This is a genomic window from Labrenzia sp. CP4 (assembly GCF_001579905.1).
GTDB classification, from domain to species: domain Bacteria; phylum Pseudomonadota; class Alphaproteobacteria; order Rhizobiales; family Stappiaceae; genus Roseibium; species Roseibium algicola.
Genome location: NZ_CP011927.1, coordinates 820,001 through 835,880, shown reverse-complemented (window position 1 = coordinate 835,880; position 15,880 = coordinate 820,001). Strand labels below are relative to the sequence as shown.

Here is a 15,880-nt window from a genome sequence, read left to right as displayed (position 1 = left end):
TCAATTTCCTTCATCGATTCCGCCCACACACAGGTATTTGGCTTCCAGGTATTCATCCAGGCCGAGGCGGGATCCCTCCCGTCCCAGGCCGGATTGCTTGATGCCGCCGAACGGTGCTTCGGCAGTGGAGATCAGGCCCGTGTTTATGCCGACCATGCCGTACTCGAGACGCTCGCCGACCCGCCAACTGCGCGCGAGGTCGCGTGTAAAGAAGTAGGCTGCGAGCCCGTATTCGCTGTCGTTGGCAAGCGCGATCACTTCTTCTTCCGTGTCGAAACGGAAGACTGGCGCCACAGGCCCGAAGGTCTCTTCACGTGCGATGCGCATCTCATGGCGCACACCCGTCAGAACGGTCGGCTGAAAAAAGGTGCCACCAAGGGAATGATGCGTTCCACCCAGTTCAATCCTGGCACCATTGGCAATGGCATCCGAGATATGCGCCTGGACCTTGTCTATGGCTGAAACGTCAATCAGCGGACCAAGGTCCGTATCACCAGCCTGCCCATCACCGACCTTCATGGTCCGCATCCGTTTCACCAGAGCGGCAACGAACGCGTCGTGAACACCCGACTGCACATAGATGCGATTGGCGCAAACGCAGGTCTGGCCGCTGTTGCGGAATTTGGCGACCACAGCCCCTTCGACGGCGGCTTCCACATCGGCATCATCGAAGACGATGAAAGGCGCATTGCCGCCGAGTTCCAGCGAGATCTTCTTGACGGTGTCGGCGCACTGCCGCATCAGCAACTTGCCGACGTCCGTTGAGCCGGTAAAGGACAGCTTGCGCACGAAGGGACTGGAGGTCATCGCTGCGCCAATCCTGCGCGCGTCCCCCGTGATAACCGTGAAGAGACCAGGCGGAACACCTGCACGCTCGGCGAGCGTCGCCAGCGCAAGGGCTGAAAAAGGCGTTTGCTCGGCGGGCTTGACGATAATTGCGCACCCGGCAGCCAATGCCGGTGCAACCTTTCTTGTGATCATTGCATTCGGAAAGTTCCAGGGGGTGATCGCCGCAACCACACCAACAGGCTGCCTGATCACCAGGAGGCGCTTGTCCCGGGACGTCGCAGGTATCGTCTCGCCGTATTTGCGGCGCGCTTCCTCGGCATACCATTCGACATAGGAGGCACCGTAGAGAACTTCCCCTTTCGCCTCTTTCAATGGCTTGCCCTGTTCCAGGGTGATGATGCGCGCCAGATCGTCAGCGTTCTCGACAATCAACGCAAACCAGCGCTGAAGCACCTCGGCCCGTGCCTTCGCAGGCTGTGCGGCCCAATCGGCCTGTGCCTCTCTGGCATGTCTGATGGCCAACCCTGTCTCAGTACCCCCAAGGTTGGGAACATTGCCGAGGCAAGCGCTGGTCGCCGGGTTCGTGACGGTAAGGCTCTCAACACCCGCTTCGTAGATGCCTTCACCAATACGGACGCTTTCGCAGAGAAGGCTCCTGTCTTTTAACACTGATGCATCTCCCCCTGCCCGGACACTCAATTCAAAAAGTTCATATTATGGATATATATTCAAAAAATCTAATAATCACAATCACATTATGAGCTAATTTGTTCAAGGGACGCTTGACTACAGTGTTTTTGGGAAGCCTTGTCGCCGAGAGCAGAAGCTGCGGCTGCCCAACCGCGGCTCGAACCGGCGTTTGAAAGAAGCAGGACGATCCAGCCACCATCGGGTTGCCGGATCGGTCACTTTCGTAAGTATCTGAAAAGACGAATGAATGAGTGCCACTAGCCAGGCACTGAACGTTTACGCGGCTGTACGGTCCGGCAACGAAGGCGAAAGAACCGAAGGAACATCAACGATCTGGCTCAGCGACCACATTCTGAACCCGTCGAGCGGGCACACCAAATGGAAGGAGCCAACAGTGAAATGCGGGCTCAAGCAAACCAGGCTCGCGATCAGGGCACCTCGATCGTCCAAACTGAAGCTAACAGCCGCTGTCACGAGTGTCGCCCCAAGGGAACGATGTGCCCTTGTTGTTGGTCTTTTTGGGTGACTGTTCTTCACCCCAGGGCCGGATGACAGCGCACTTGAGGCTGCTGAGCAAAAATCGCCCTGCCAGCAGAAGTCAGGCGCTCTCTAATGGTCGGGTTCTATCCGAAGGACGCTGTTTCGGCATTTCAGGCTGACCGGAAGAACTGTTTCCCTTGGAACCTTGCCGTCACAGCCGTCAATCATCTGAACCAGCAGCCTGGCAGCGGTGGCCCCTGCATCAAACTGTTCTATGCGCACTGTTGTGAGGCCAGGCGGAATGAGATCCAGGAACGGCATGTCATTGAAACCGGTGATGGAAATCTTGTCGGGGCACGGATGCCCGTTTCTGGCACAATAATCCATGGCCCCGAGGGCCAGCCTGTCATTGGCGCACAGAATTGCGGTTGTCTCCGGTGACCGGCTCAATATCTCTTTCGCACAACGGCGGCCTTCCTCCTCCTCGAAACGGCAGGCGTCCTCGATGACAAGTGCATCGGCTGAAAGTCCGTAGTCCCGGGCAACCGAGCAGAACGCTTCACGACGCAGCAGTCCGGTCGACAAGTCCCGAGGTCCGGCAAGATGCGCAATTCGCCTGTGACCATGATCATGAAGATGATCAAAAATCATGCGGATCCCGGCTTCCTCGTCGTTGATCACATAAGGGATCTCGGCTTCTTCGACCTTTCGATTCAGCGTGACAACCGGAAGACCCTGGCGCGCCGCTTCCACGATATTGGGATCGCTGCGCAACACAGCCGTATGGATGATGCCATCCACGCCGCGCTCCTGGAGCGTCTCGGTCAATCGGCGCTCCCGGTCACTGTCACCATCGGTGTTGACGATGATGGAAGCATAACCCAGCGGCTCCATCACACTTTCGATGCCGCGAACGATCGGCGGGAAAATCATGTTGGTGATATCCGGGATCATCACCCCGACCGTCATCGACTTCTGCTTGCGCAAACTGAAGGCAATCCGGTTGGGCCGATACCCCAGCCTGTCGGCCGCTTGACGGATCTTCACGACAATTTCTTCGGTCAGCGAGCTGCGCTTTTGCGGATCAAGCGCACGGGAAACCGTGGAAACATGAACACCTGTTTCCCGGGCTATATCCTTCAGTGTCGGCCGTCGGCTCATCTTTGCGTCCTCCCACCCTCCATATAGCCGGATGGAGCCCTCTTCGCAATCGATTGCATAAAACTGTTGACACCTCGTTTGTGATCGTGTTACCGATTATGCAATCGATTGCAGAGATTTGGATTTCGCGTTCTGCGACTTGCCTGAAATGGGCACTGCACCGGTACGTGCGGTTCATTCATTGTGGCGAGGGCAAACCCGAAGCGGGTTGGACTGGTGAAAGATCTGTGCTTCGATTTGGGACAGTCAGCCTTGGGAGAGGCGTCGGCCCAACGCTCTGAAACACGACACGTGTTTCGGGCGCTATCGATGATTTGGGAGGGAGTCAGGCTTATCCTGTCCGGCACATCCGGATCAGAGCGTGACGATTTTCGTCGCGTATATTATTGCGAATATCTGTGCAATCGATTGCACGACTAAGTTCGATTGCTGAAATGCATGAGGTGATGTGAAGGCCGCCCCGATCTCGAGCGTGAGCAAGGGGCACGACGAATGGCTACGGTATGGTGCAAGGGCTTGGGAGGGCTCCACCGCAGATCTACCGAAAAGGATCTGATCTCATCTTCAGGGAGGAAAAAGATGAAACGCATTAATTGGACGGTGGCAGCTCTTGTGTCTGCCAGCATGCTTGCATCTGGCTATACCGGAATGGCTCAGGCGGCTGATCCGCTCAAGATCGGTGCCAGCCTGCCCTTGACCGGTGGTTTTTCGATTGCCGGACAAAAACACCAGCAAGGCTATGAACTGTGTGTCGATCTCATTAACGAGCGCGGCGGCATCATGGGGCGCCAGGTCGAGCTGCTTGTTTCCGATAACAGATCCGACCCGGCAACTGCCATCAACCAGTACGAACGCTTCATCAATGTCGACGGCGTGGAGGCGGTATACGGAACCTTCTCCTCGCGTCTGTCCTTCCCTGTCGCCAGCATTCTGGCAAAGAACAACATGGTTCACCCGTTGCCGGCCGGTGGCGCCCTGCGCATCTATACGCAGGGTCACAAGAACATCTTCTATTTCCAGCCGAATGCCGCCGAATATGTCGGCGCTTCCCTCGCAGGCATCATCAAGGACCTGATCCCCGAGGGTGAAACACCCAAGACTGCGGCCGTGATATCCGCGGACGACTTCTTCGCAAACGGTGTCTGGTCGGGCCTGATGGGCGAGAAGGTCATGGACCCGGCGGACGGTTCACTGGTGCGCGACCTCGCACCGGGATACCTTGCTGAAAACAACATCGAAGTCGTCTTTTCCGAGCGTTGGCCGGAAGAAGGTTTCAGCGACTGGCTCAACCTTGCCAATCAGGTGAAACGCTCCGGAGCGGAACTGATCATCGGACTGACTGCTTCCGCGGAAGAGGCGGTCCAGCTGACACGCGCACTCAAGACAGTCCGGGCGGAGCCGAAACTCGTCTATTTCAGCCAGGGAACACAGGCTGAATACCTGGAAGGCACCGGCTCAAGTGCAGAAGGCGTTATGGTTCATACCTCCTGGCACAAGGATGCACCATTTCAGTCGACACTGGCCGGCGAACCGTTTTCCAACAGCGACTTCGTCGCCTCCTATCAGGAAAAATTCGGGGCGGTTCCCGATGAGGACGCTGCCATTCCATTCGCTGTCTGCCAGGGCATCGAGCAGGCAATTCTCGGTGCCGGTTCAACCGACAATGAAGCCATGGGCAAATGGTTGTCGGAACGCACCAGGGACGAGCCGGTTCGCACGATCCTCGGTCGGTTCAACTGGGATGAACTGGGGCTGCCTGCAGACAAGCCGTTCCTGATGACCCAGTGGAACGATGGCGAACTGCAGTTTGTCTATCCGACGGACGAGTTTGAAGGCGTCAGCGCCCTCACCTACCCGAAGGGTTCGTTCTGACGGATCGAACCGGTCCCGGGCGCGTGGCGCCCGGGAAGCTCTCCTGACATTCCAAGCGCAAAGCGAGTTCCCATGCTCGAAATAGATAACCTGTCCAAGCATTTTGGCGGGATCCGCGCAGTCGACGGCTGTTCGTTCACCGTTCCCAAAGGCAGCATCACGGCCCTGATCGGCCCGAATGGCGCAGGCAAGACCACCGCCTTCAACTGCATAAGCCGGACAACCGAACCCTCGGCCGGCAAGGTTCTTCTTGAGGGCCAACGCATCGAACATCTGCGGCCGCACAAGATCACCCGCATGGGCCTGAGCCGCACGTTCCAGATCAGCCGAAACCTGGCGGACATGACGGTTCTGGAAAACGTCATCTGCCAATCCAGGATCGGCGGCTGGCGGGATCTTTTCAAACCCGCCCTTGGTGCGGAAGAAGTCGAAAAGGCGATGGAAATCCTCGACTTCCTCGGCATTACGCGGATCGCCTACGAGGACGGCTCCAACCTGTCCTACGGCCAGAAGAAACTGATGGATCTGGCAGCGCTCCTGATGAGCGACCCCAAGATCATTCTGCTCGATGAACCTGCTGGCGGGGTTAATCCGACGCTGCTTGAGGAAATCATCGGCCACATACAAAAGCTGAACGAACAGGGCCTGACGGTGCTCATCGTGGAGCACAACATGGACCTCATCATGCGCTTGTCCCACAAGATCGTGGTGATGGCCCAGGGCAAGGTCATTGCTGATGGCAAGCCCGAAGAAGTCCGCGAAAATCCTGCTGTTCTCGACGCCTATCTTGGTGGCGTCCTGGAGGAGGCTGCGTGATGAGCGAACTTCTCCACGTTTCCAATGTGACCGCCGGTTACGGCGACGGCCCGGCAATTCTGGACGGAGCCGAGCTTCGTGTCGAACCCGGCAAGGTCCACTGCATCATCGGTCCGAACGGCGCCGGCAAGTCCACCTTGCTGAAGGCCATCTGCGGCATGCTCAAGGTGCGCAACGGCGACGTTCTCTATAAGGGCGAAAGCCTGAAGGGCCTTCGCCCGGACCAGGTGCTTCGAAAGGGAATTTGTTTCGTTCCCCAGGAGCGCGCGCTGTTCCCGAAAATGACCGTGCGGGAAAACATGCGCATGGGCGGCTTTTCCATGAGCGACAAATCCGGTCTGGAAAAACGCATCGACGAGATCGAGGAGCTCTTCCCGATCCTGAAGGAGCGCCGCGACCAGCACGCAGGCACGATGTCTGGAGGTCAGCAACAGACCCTGGCCATGGCCCGCACCATGATCCTGAAGCCGGACATTGTCATGCTGGATGAACCGTCGCTCGGACTGGCGCCAAAGATCGTCCAGGAAATGTTTTCAATCATGAAGATGATGGCCGCAGAAGGCATCACGATCCTTCTTGTTGAACAGAACGCCTTGATGGGATTGAAGAATTCCGACCAGGGCGTCGTTCTGGATCTGGGACGCACCCTGTTTTCCGGTCCTGCGGACGACGTCCTGCGCGACCCGCGGATACAGGACCTTTATCTCGGCGGCAAGAAGGCAGCCTGAGGAGGGCAACCATGGCTGATATTATTCAAACTCTCATTCTGGGCCTTGCTCTTGGTGGTGTGTTCGCCCTCATGGGATCCGGGCTCAGTCTCGTATTCGGTGTCATGCGCATCGTAAACCTGGCGCATCCGGTGCTGATCATCGCCGGCGCTTACGTCGCCTACTGGGGTTTCCGGCTGTACGGCATCGACCCCTTGATGATGCTGCCCGTGGCGATCGTCATTCTGGCCGCCATAGGTGTGGTGCTTTACAAGCTGGTTTTCGAACGGGAAGCACGCTCGGCCAAATATTCGGAAATGACGGTCCTGCTCACCTTCGCAATCGCGATGGTTGTCGAAGGGGCACTGGGAGGGTTCTTCTCGAACACCCAGCGTGTGACGTCTCCGGACTACGCGACCGATGCGATCTTTATCGGTGATGTCTTCATTCCGACCGGCCAGCTTTATGCGGGCATTCTGTCGCTGATCATCATTTCCGTGCTGGCGCTTTTCCTGAAGTATTCCAGTTTCGGCTACGCCATCCGCGCAACCACCCAGAACCGCGAAGCGGCTGAACTGCTGGGGGTGAATGTCAACCGCGTTGCCCTTGTCAGCTTCGCAATCGGCATTGGTCTCGCCGGGGCTGCTGGCTGCCTTGTCTCCTTCGTCTTCTCGTTCTTTCCGGCAAAACACTGGGAGTGGATCGCGGTCCTCATGTCCCTGGTGGTTCTCGGCGGCATGGGCTCGTTGCTCGGCACGGTCGTCGCATCCTTCCTGTTGAGCGTGATTGCCGCCTTCGTCGGCACCTATGTCGGAGCGACATGGTCGACCATGACCTTCTTTCTCGCCCTGTTTCTCATCCTTCTCGTTCGGCCCCAGGGGCTGTTCGGTGAAAAACCGGAGCTTGCATAATGTCCCTTGCTTTCAACGAGACGTCCAACGTTCTGCAGGCCCGGGCCGAGCACAACGAAAAGCTTGCACGGCGCGCCGACAGGACACGGGCCACCTGGTTTCCGATCGTCCTTCTGGCCCTCTTGCTGGCGGTTCCGGCACTGCAATTTGTCGGCAACTTCAACTATGTGATCCACCTCATCCTGTTCACGGCCTGCTATGCGGTCATGGCATCTGGCTGGAACATTCTTGGCGGTTTCACGGGTTACATCTCGCTGGGACACAACGTCTTCTTCTGCATTGGCGGCTACTTTGCCGGAATGCTGCTGGCACGCTTCGGCATTTCGACGCTTTTGACGGCACCTCTGGCAGGCCTCGTTTGCGCTGCTGTCGGCTATCTGATCGGTCGTATCACGCTCAAAACGCGCGGCCCGAGCTTCATCATTTCCTCGCTGGCGCTGGTGATGATTGCCCGCATCCTGTTTGACAACTGGCACTTTGTCGGTGGGGCCAATGGCGTCGCCCTACCTGCCAACGACCTCAGTGTGGAATGGGCCAAGCTGCCGTACTACTACGCCTTCGTCGTCCTGGCGGCGCTGACCGTCTTCATCAGCTACAAGATCAAGCATTCGAAATTCGGGCTCGGGCTGCGCGCCATTTCGAAGGACGAGATCAAGGCCGAGAGCGCAGGGATCGATACTCGCACCTACAAGACGCTCGCCTTCGCCATCTCGGCAGCCTTTGTCGGCATGGCAGGCGCTATCTGGGGTGAATATCTCACCTACATCCGTCCGAACATCTTCCTGATCATTCTTGTCAGCGTGAACATGGTTCTGATGTGCATTCTCGGCGGCAAGGGCACGATCGCGGGCCCGGTCATCGGCGCAATCCTGATTGTCGCCTTCAACGAGATCTTCGTCGCAACTCTTGGCTCTTCGGAATTCAACATCCTGGCAACCGGCCTGATCATGGCGCTGGCGCTGATATTCTTTCCCCTTGGCATCGTTGGAACCCTGGCAGCGAAACACCGCCTGCCCCGCTTCCTGAACTGGGACTGAGAGAAAGGGCTCAACCGATGGGTTTCGTACTTTACAACGCGCCTCAATCCACCTGCTCGCAGCGTGTGCGCTTCTGCCTTCACGCAAAGGGACAGGCATTTGAAGAAAGAAAGCTGGACCTCTTCAGTGGCGACCAGCTCAAGCCGGATTATCTGGCGATCAACCCCAATGGCGTGGTTCCGACCCTCGTGCATGATGGGGTTCCCGTGACCGACAGCGCCGTCATCATGGAGTATCTGGAAGACATATTGCCGGACACCGCCCCGATGCGGCCGTCTGCTCCTCATGAGTGTGCAAGGATGCGGGCGATGTTGCGCTTCATCGATGAAGTGCCGACACCGGCGATCCGCGTACCATCCTATAATCTTGCCTTCCTGCCGCATTTTCAGGCCATGAGCGCAGAAGAATTTCAGGCACTTTGCGACAGCAAGCCGTTGCGCCGCGAGTTTCTCATGAAAATGGGCCGCACCGGTTTTCCGAAGGCTGACATGGACGAGGCGCAGGGACGCCTGGACCGGGGCGTGGACCGGATGAACCAGTGGCTTCTGGAAGGAGGTGGCCCCTGGATCATGGGACAGACCCTCACCTATGCCGATATCGCCATCATGCCGGTCATTGTGCGCATGGACGACATCAACCTGGGCGATGCCTGGGCAGACAAGCCCATGATCTCGGCATGGCTGGACAACATTCGCAAGGAGCCCGCCTTCAGGGCCACCTATTACCACGGCTCCTTGCTCACCGAAAAATATCCGCACCTGAAAGCAGCCAGGGCCGACCAGGCCTTACATGCGACAGCGGCGTCCGCCTGAGGGAACGTCATGGACAGCTACGTTACGACTACAAGACTGATCAGCAAGGAAGAGGATGTTACCCCTGCCGTTCTGGCGGCCATGGAGGCGACATCGGATCCGCGTTTCAAGGAAATCATCACCTCTCTCGTCCGGCACCTGCATGCCTTCCTGCGGGAGGTTCGCCCGACCGAAGCCGAATATGAAAAAGGCCTGCAGATCCTCAATGCCATAGGCCAGCAGACCGACAACGCTCACAACGAGGCGGTTCTCATCTGCGACGTTCTCGGCGCCTCGACACTGATCGATCTCATCAACAATGACGGCATGCAGGGCGAGACGATGTCAGCCTTGCTTGGCCCCTTCTATCGGGGATCTGCACCTGACTGCGAGTTTGGCGACACCATCGCACGGTCGACCACGTCGGGAGACCCGCTGGTTCTGAAGGGCCGTGTACTGGACGTGAATGGTGAACCCATTGCCGGGGCAACGCTTGATGTTTGGCAGGCATCCCCGGATGGACTTTACGAGAACCAGGACAAGGACCAGGCCGACTTCAATCTGCGTGGCAAATTTGTTTCGGACGAAAACGGCAACTACCTCATCCGCACGGTGAAACCGGCCGGTTATCCGGTCCCCGTTCACACCACCACGGGAGACCTGTTGAGGGCACAGAAACGGACACCCATGCGTCCGGCGCATGTCCATTTCATAGTGTCCGCCCCTGAACACAAGACACTCATCACCCAGATTTTCGCCGATACGGACGAAGCGATGGTGAACGACGTTGTGTTCGGTGCGAAGGAACAGATCGCGGGTGATCTGGAACTCCGGGAAACACCTTCAGCCGAATATCCCGACGTTGCCACCCCCTTCTACACCTGCACCTACGACTTCATCCTGAAGCCAGGCGAACCCCGTTTCCCCGAACCGCCGATCAAGGGGAAAGTGTCTTGAGCCAGTCATTGAAAGGGAAAGTCGCCGTTGTCATTGGCGGCTCCGGCGGAATAGGCGCAGCATCTGCCAAACTGTTCGCAGAGGCGGGCGCGCGTGTCGTCGTCGGATATCGCTCCAGCGAAGACAAGGCGCAGGCAGTCGTCACGGCACTCGATGGCGACGGCCATCTTGCGCTGAAAGTCGATGTCATCGACACGCCAAGCATCGAGGCTTTCAAGGAGGAAATCGCGAGCAGACTTGAGCGGGTCGACATTCTCGTGAATTCGGCGGGCACCACGACGCCGGTCGCTCACAAGGATCTGGATGGACTGACGGACGCCATCATCGACGAGGTCTTCGCGTCCAATTTCCGGGGGGTGTTCGCGTCCATTCGCGCCTTTGCTCCCCTGCTCAAGGCGAGCGGCGATGGTGCGATCATCAACGTGTCCTCGATCGCAGCCTTCAAGGGGTTCGGTTCTTCCATCGCCTACTGCGGCGCAAAGGCGGCACTCGATTCGATGACCCATACGCTTGGCCTGGCACTTGGACCGGAAGTCCGGATCCTCTCCGTGTCTCCAGGAATGGTTGCGACGGATTTTGTTCCAGGCAGAACACGGGAACAGGTCGAAAAGGCAGGTGCAGCGACCCCATTGCAAAAGGTTGTCGAAGCCGAGGATGTCGGCAAGGCGATCTTTGCGTCCGTTGCCTACCTCACCCACTCCACGGGCACGCGCATCGTTGTCGATGCCGGGCGGGGGCTTTGAACCATGGTGCACAAAACCATCATCACCTGCGCCGTGACTGGAAACCTGACCACCCGCGACCAGCACCCTGACCTGCCGGCAACCCCTCAGGAGATTGCCGATGCGTGCCTTGAGGCTGCCGAAGCCGGCGCCGCAATTGCCCACATTCACGTGCGGGATCCGGAGACGGCCAAGCCATCGATGGAGATCGGCCTGTACGAAGACGTTGTCAGGCTGATCAGGCAGAAGAACACTGATCTGATCCTCAACCTGACGACAGGTCCAGGCGGCCGTTTCGTCCCCTCCGATGACGATCCTTCGGTCGCCGGCCCGGGAACGACGATCCTGCCTCCAGAAAAACGGGTGGAACATATCGCAAGGATCCGTCCGGACATCTGCACACTGGATTTCAACACCATGAACTCGGGTGCGCAGGTGGTGATCAATACACCTCGGAATGTGCGCGTGATGGCTGAAGTCATCCGCGACTGCGGTGTGAAACCGGAACTGGAACTGTTCGACACCGGCGACATCGTCATGGCCAACGATTTTCTGAAGGCCGGACATATCGAAGGTCCCACCATGTGTTCGCTTGTAACGGGCGTGAAATACGGCCTGCCTTCAACTCCGGATGCCATGTCCATGGCTTCACGAATGTTGCAGCCGGGCACGGTGTGGACCGGCTTCGGTGTCGGCCGATGGGCTTTTCCGATGCTGGTGCAAGCCTGGCTGCTGGGTGGCCACGTGCGCATTGGCATGGAGGACACCGTCTATATCGGCAAGGGCAAACGGACAAAGGGCAATGGCGAACTGACCGCCAGAGCCCGTGACTTCATTGAGAAACTGGGAGGCGAAATCGCCACTGCAGGCGAAGCAAGGCAAATGCTTGGCCTCCAGCAGTAAGCGCGCCGCAACAAAGTGAAAAGGACGGGGACAAGAGCCATGAACGTTCAAAGCAAGACAGTGACCGGCAAGGCCCTTTGGGTGACGGAAAAGTCGCCGGATCTGGACAATCTTCTGATCGACGTGATCGAACCGGCAATACCTCAGCACGGGCCGGGTCAGGTCCTGGTTGAAATCAGGGCAGCTGGTGTAAATCCTTCAGACGTGAAGGCGTCTCTCGGCCATATGCCGCATGCGGTTTGGCCAAGAGTTCCCGGTCGCGATTTTGCAGGCATTGTTGTTGATGGACCAGCGCATCTGATCGGCAAGGAAATCTGGGGAGGAGGCGGAGAACTCGGCATCACTCAAAACGGTTCTCACGCCAAGTATATGGCCTTGCCACAGGCCGCCGTCCGCGAAAAACCGGTCAACTTCAGCATGGAAGAAGCCGGCTCGATCGGTGTTCCCTTCATAACCGCCTTTGAAGGTCTGCGGGAAGCTGGCGGCGTCCAGCCATGGGACAATGTCCTGGTTTGTGGGGCCAACGGCAAGGTCGGACAGGCTGCAATCCAGCTTGCGACAATGGCAGGTGCAACAGTGTTCGGTGTCGAATACAAGCCCATGGAATTTCTCGGCCATAGTGCGCAACCCATCGAAATGTTCGACAGCTCTTCTCAGGACGTCGCTGAACTGGTTCGCGAGAAGACCGGGGGGCGGGGCGCTGATATCGTCTTCAACACCGTCGGAAGCCCCTATTTCGAAATGGCCAACAAGGCGCTTGCAAAACAGGGGCGTCAGGTCTTCATCTCCACGTTCGACAGGGCGGTAGACTTCGACATCTTCACGTTTTTCCGCGGGCGTCACAAGTTCATCGGTATCGATACATTGGCGCTCGACAGTGTGTACGGCGCGAAGATCTTCGACGTGCTCAAGCCGAAGTTCGAGGCCGGTGTTCTGAAGCCCTTCCCGATCAATCCGGAAACCGTCTACGGATTTGACGACGCCGCCAAGGCCTACGCTTCAGTTCTGCGTGCAACGCCTGAGCGGGTTATCCTCAAGCCTTAGAAGGAAACGCACATGCAGGTAACCCGCATTGACAGCGCGCAGCAATATGAGGCGCCGGAACACTACGCGATGGCGTGCCTTCGTCTTCAGGGAAAGGAGGCAACGTCAACGCACTCTATGTGGGTAGGCCTGTCCCATCTTCTTCCTGGAGGCCACACGTCTCTCAAGGCGTCCCCACAAGAAAAGATCTATGTGGTCATTTCCGGCCAGGTCACGATCACCAATGGAAATGAAGTGGTGACCCTTGGACCACTGGATTCCTGCGTTCTATCCCCAAATGAACCAAGAGCTCTCGAAAACAGGACAAACCAACCGGCCACCATCCTTCTGGCGATGGAGGAAACAGCCCAAAGTCTCTAGAAGGCCTTTGGGTTAACCGGTCGTGGCTCTTGTTTCAGTGGTCCGTCAGGTTGGTGTCTGTGTGAACAGGCTTTTTGTTTGGGCTCGTCGCCGGATTTGAGAGTTTTCTACCCCGCTGCGTCGGTCTTCCGCCCTGCCCCCTTCATACATAACAAAAGAACCCCGGTCAGTTTTTTCTGCCGGGGTTTGATATTGTTTCGGTAGTTTGCTTTGAGCGTTTTTGTGCCGGTGCGTCGGGCATAGCGCTTTTTGTGGGGGCGCTGGTCAGTTTAAAATCTGTATCGGTTACCAACAAAAAACCCGGCGCGCGGCCGGGTTATTTGTTGGTTGCGGGAGCAGGATTTGAACCTGCGACCTTCAGGTTATGAGCCTGACGAGCTACCGGGCTGCTCCATCCCGCGTTGTTTTTTTGTTTGTCCTTGGCGCGCTGGGCGTTTGGTCAAACTGGGTTTGGTCCCTGTTGGGGATACCCTTATGTTTCGGTTTGACCGGAAGACTGCGCTGATATGGGATAAGAGATCCGGAGCGCAGCGGAGGCAAGGCCGAGTGGCCGCCGGCCGGTCAGGCCGCCCGCGCGGAGCGCAGCCCTTTAGGGCGGTGCGCGCGTGAGCGACAAACAAGTTGAAGAGGTTTCAAATTGCGATTTGCAGGCCTGGCGGCGACCTACTCTCCCACACCTTAAGATGCAGTACCATTGGCGCTGGGGAGTTTCACGGCCGAGTTCGGGATGGGATCGGGTGGGGGCTCCCCGCTAGGGCCACCAGGCCGGCGAAGCGCAATTTGCGTGAACTGGTCTATATATTTTTTTGATGTTTTGGTCGGCCTCGCCTGGGACGAAGGTTCCAGGACGTTGGCCGTATGGATCATTTCAAACGCGCTCAAGCAGCCCGAAGGGCGGTAGCGCACTTAAAATGATCTTTTTGATGCGCCAGGGGCGCATCCAAAAGATGAACATTGACTAATGAGAGGATCAAGCCGAACGAGCTATTAGTAAAGCTAAGCTTCATGCGTTGCCGCACTTCCACACGCTTCCTATCGACGTGGTGGTCTTCCACGGCTCTTCAGGGAGAACTGGTTTTGAGGTGGGTTTCCCGCTTAGATGCTTTCAGCGGTTATCCCTTCCGTACATAGCTACCCTGCAATGCGGCTGGCGCCACAACAGGTCCACCAGAGGTACGTCCATCCCGGTCCTCTCGTACTAGGGACAGATCCTCTCAATTCTCCTACACCCACGGCAGATAGGGACCGAACTGTCTCGCGACGTTCTGAACCCAACTCACGTACCACTTTAATTGGCGAACAGCCAAACCCTTGGGACCTGCTCCAGCCCCAGGATGTGATGAGTCGACATCGAGGTGCCAAACAATGCCGTCGATATGGACTCTTGGGCATCATCAGCCTGTTATCCCCGGCGTACCTTTTATCCGTTGAGCGATGGCCCTTCCACGAGGGACCACCGGATCACTATGGCCGTCTTTCGACTCTGCTCGACTTGTCAGTCTCGCAGTCAGGCAGGCTTATGCCATTGCACTCAACGAGCGATTTCCGACCGCTCTGAGCCCACCTTCGCGCGCCTCCGTTACCATTTGGGAGGCGACCGCCCCAGTCAAACTACCCGCCACACACGGTCCCGGATATTGTTGTACCGCGGTTAGATATCCATGACGACAAGGGTGGTATTTCAAGGGTGACTCCACAAGAGCTGGCGCTCCTGCTTCAACGTCTACCACCTATCCTACACATGTCGTGACGAATACCAGTGTGAAGCTGTAGTAAAGGTGCACGGGGTCTTTCCGTCTGACCGCAGGAACCCCGCATCTTCACGGGGAATTCAATTTCACTGAGTCTATGCTGGAGACAGCGGGGAAGTCGTTACGCCATTCGTGCAGGTCGGAACTTACCCGACAAGGAATTTCGCTACCTTAGGACCGTTATAGTTACGGCCGCCGTTTACTGGGGCTTCAATTCGGTGCTTGCACACCTCCTCTTAACCTTCCAGCACCGGGCAGGCGTCAGACCCTATACGTCGCCTTACGGCTTCGCAGAGCCCTGTGTTTTTGATAAACAGTCGCCACCCCCTGGTCTGTGCCACCCCACAACGGTTGCCCGTCGTGAGGTCTCCCTTCTCGCGAACTTACGGGAGCATTTTGCCGAGTTCCTTCAGCATAGTTCTCTCAAGCGCCTTGGTATTCTCTACCAGTCCACCTGTGTCGGTTTCGGGTACGGTTTATACGGTGGAGCTATTTCCTGGAACACCTTCGCTGCACCCCCAATCCAATAAGGAGATACAACACACGGCATCCGTCACTACCACCAAGCTGCAGAATATTAACTGCATTCCCATCGACTACGCCTTTCGGCCTCGCCTTAGGGGCCGGCTAACCCTGCGCCGATTAGCGTTGCGCAGGAACCCTTGGACTTTCGGCGAGCGGGTCTCTCACCCGCTTTATCGTTACTCATGTCAGCATTCGCACTTCTGATATCTCCAGGAGCCCTCACGGGTCCCCCTTCGCAGACTTACAGAACGCTCCGCTACCGCGCATCATAAGATGCACCCGCAGTTTCGGTGTATGGCTTGAGCCCCGGTACATTTTCGGCGCGGAACCCCTTATTTAGACCAGTGAGCTGTTACGCTTTCTT

Annotated in this window: 13 protein-coding genes, 1 tRNA gene and 2 rRNA genes (1 of these 16 only partly in view); 11 read left to right on the top strand and 5 right to left on the bottom strand. The window is 57.4% G+C overall.

Annotation, left to right across the window (positions count from 1 at the left end; genetic code table 11):
* Both ACP90_RS03995 and ACP90_RS03990 read right to left on the bottom strand, forming a co-directional pair.
* Entirely contained in the window at positions 1-1,458 is a 1,458-nt protein-coding gene (locus ACP90_RS03995) for an NAD-dependent succinate-semialdehyde dehydrogenase (protein ID WP_062486901.1), read from the bottom strand.
* A 630-nt stretch (positions 1,459-2,088) separates the two neighbouring features.
* Positions 2,089-3,120 carry a LacI family DNA-binding transcriptional regulator gene (locus tag ACP90_RS03990; protein ID WP_062486899.1) on the bottom strand — a complete coding sequence of 344 codons (1,032 nt, stop codon included), beginning with the start codon at positions 3,118-3,120 and terminating at the stop codon, positions 2,089-2,091.
* Positions 3,121-3,699: 579 nt separating this feature from the next.
* Here ACP90_RS03990 and ACP90_RS03985 point away from each other — a divergent pair.
* The 11 genes from ACP90_RS03985 to ACP90_RS03935 all read left to right on the top strand — a co-directional run bounded on the left by ACP90_RS03985 (position 3,700) and on the right by ACP90_RS03935 (position 13,240).
* Complete coding sequence (locus ACP90_RS03985) at positions 3,700-4,992, top strand: amino acid ABC transporter substrate-binding protein (protein WP_062486897.1); 1,293 nt, start codon at positions 3,700-3,702, stop codon at positions 4,990-4,992.
* Positions 4,993-5,064: 72 nt separating this feature from the next.
* A complete protein-coding gene (locus ACP90_RS03980; RefSeq protein WP_023003760.1) occupies positions 5,065-5,808 on the top strand; it encodes an ABC transporter ATP-binding protein in 744 nt (247 codons plus the stop codon).
* On the top strand, positions 5,808-6,536 hold the full coding sequence (locus ACP90_RS03975) for an ABC transporter ATP-binding protein (protein WP_055661121.1): 729 nt from the start codon (positions 5,808-5,810) through the stop codon (positions 6,534-6,536). The genes ACP90_RS03980 and ACP90_RS03975 overlap by 1 nt, the downstream gene beginning before the upstream one ends.
* Positions 6,537-6,547: 11 nt before the next feature.
* The gene (locus ACP90_RS03970) at positions 6,548-7,426 is read left to right on the top strand and encodes a branched-chain amino acid ABC transporter permease (protein ID WP_023003762.1); all 879 of its coding nucleotides are present in this window, start codon (positions 6,548-6,550) and stop codon (positions 7,424-7,426) included.
* Complete coding sequence (locus tag ACP90_RS03965) at positions 7,426-8,463, top strand: branched-chain amino acid ABC transporter permease (RefSeq protein ID WP_062486895.1); 1,038 nt, start codon at positions 7,426-7,428, stop codon at positions 8,461-8,463. The genes ACP90_RS03970 and ACP90_RS03965 overlap by 1 nt, the downstream gene beginning before the upstream one ends.
* 17 nt (positions 8,464-8,480) lie before the next feature.
* Positions 8,481-9,275 (top strand): glutathione S-transferase family protein, encoded by a 795-nt coding sequence (locus ACP90_RS03960; RefSeq protein WP_062486893.1) that lies wholly within the window; start codon positions 8,481-8,483, stop codon positions 9,273-9,275.
* 9 nt (positions 9,276-9,284) lie between these two features.
* The gene (locus ACP90_RS03955) at positions 9,285-10,211 is read left to right on the top strand and encodes a dioxygenase (RefSeq protein WP_062486891.1); all 927 of its coding nucleotides are present in this window, start codon (positions 9,285-9,287) and stop codon (positions 10,209-10,211) included.
* On the top strand, positions 10,208-10,954 hold the full coding sequence (locus tag ACP90_RS03950) for an SDR family oxidoreductase (protein ID WP_062486889.1): 747 nt from the start codon (positions 10,208-10,210) through the stop codon (positions 10,952-10,954). The genes ACP90_RS03955 and ACP90_RS03950 overlap by 4 nt, the downstream gene beginning before the upstream one ends.
* Positions 10,955-10,957: 3 nt before the next feature.
* Positions 10,958-11,836 (top strand): 3-keto-5-aminohexanoate cleavage protein, encoded by an 879-nt coding sequence (locus ACP90_RS03945; protein WP_062486888.1) that lies wholly within the window; start codon positions 10,958-10,960, stop codon positions 11,834-11,836.
* Positions 11,837-11,875: 39 nt separating this feature from the next.
* Positions 11,876-12,880: a zinc-binding alcohol dehydrogenase family protein gene (locus ACP90_RS03940; protein ID WP_062486886.1), complete on the top strand. Its 1,005-nt coding sequence runs from the start codon at positions 11,876-11,878 to the stop codon at positions 12,878-12,880.
* Between the two features lie 12 nt (positions 12,881-12,892).
* Entirely contained in the window at positions 12,893-13,240 is a 348-nt protein-coding gene (locus ACP90_RS03935; RefSeq protein ID WP_031270608.1) for a cupin domain-containing protein, read from the top strand.
* A 324-nt stretch (positions 13,241-13,564) separates the two neighbouring features.
* Here the strand turns inward: ACP90_RS03935 and ACP90_RS03930 are convergent.
* From ACP90_RS03930 to ACP90_RS03920, 3 genes are all read right to left on the bottom strand, one after another.
* Positions 13,565-13,641: transfer RNA gene (locus ACP90_RS03930), tRNA-Met, on the bottom strand.
* A gap of 249 nt (positions 13,642-13,890) precedes the next feature.
* A 5S ribosomal RNA gene (rrf, locus tag ACP90_RS03925) occupies positions 13,891-14,005 on the bottom strand.
* Between the two features lie 201 nt (positions 14,006-14,206).
* A 23S ribosomal RNA gene (locus tag ACP90_RS03920) occupies positions 14,207-15,880 on the bottom strand; it runs 1,049 nt beyond the window's last position.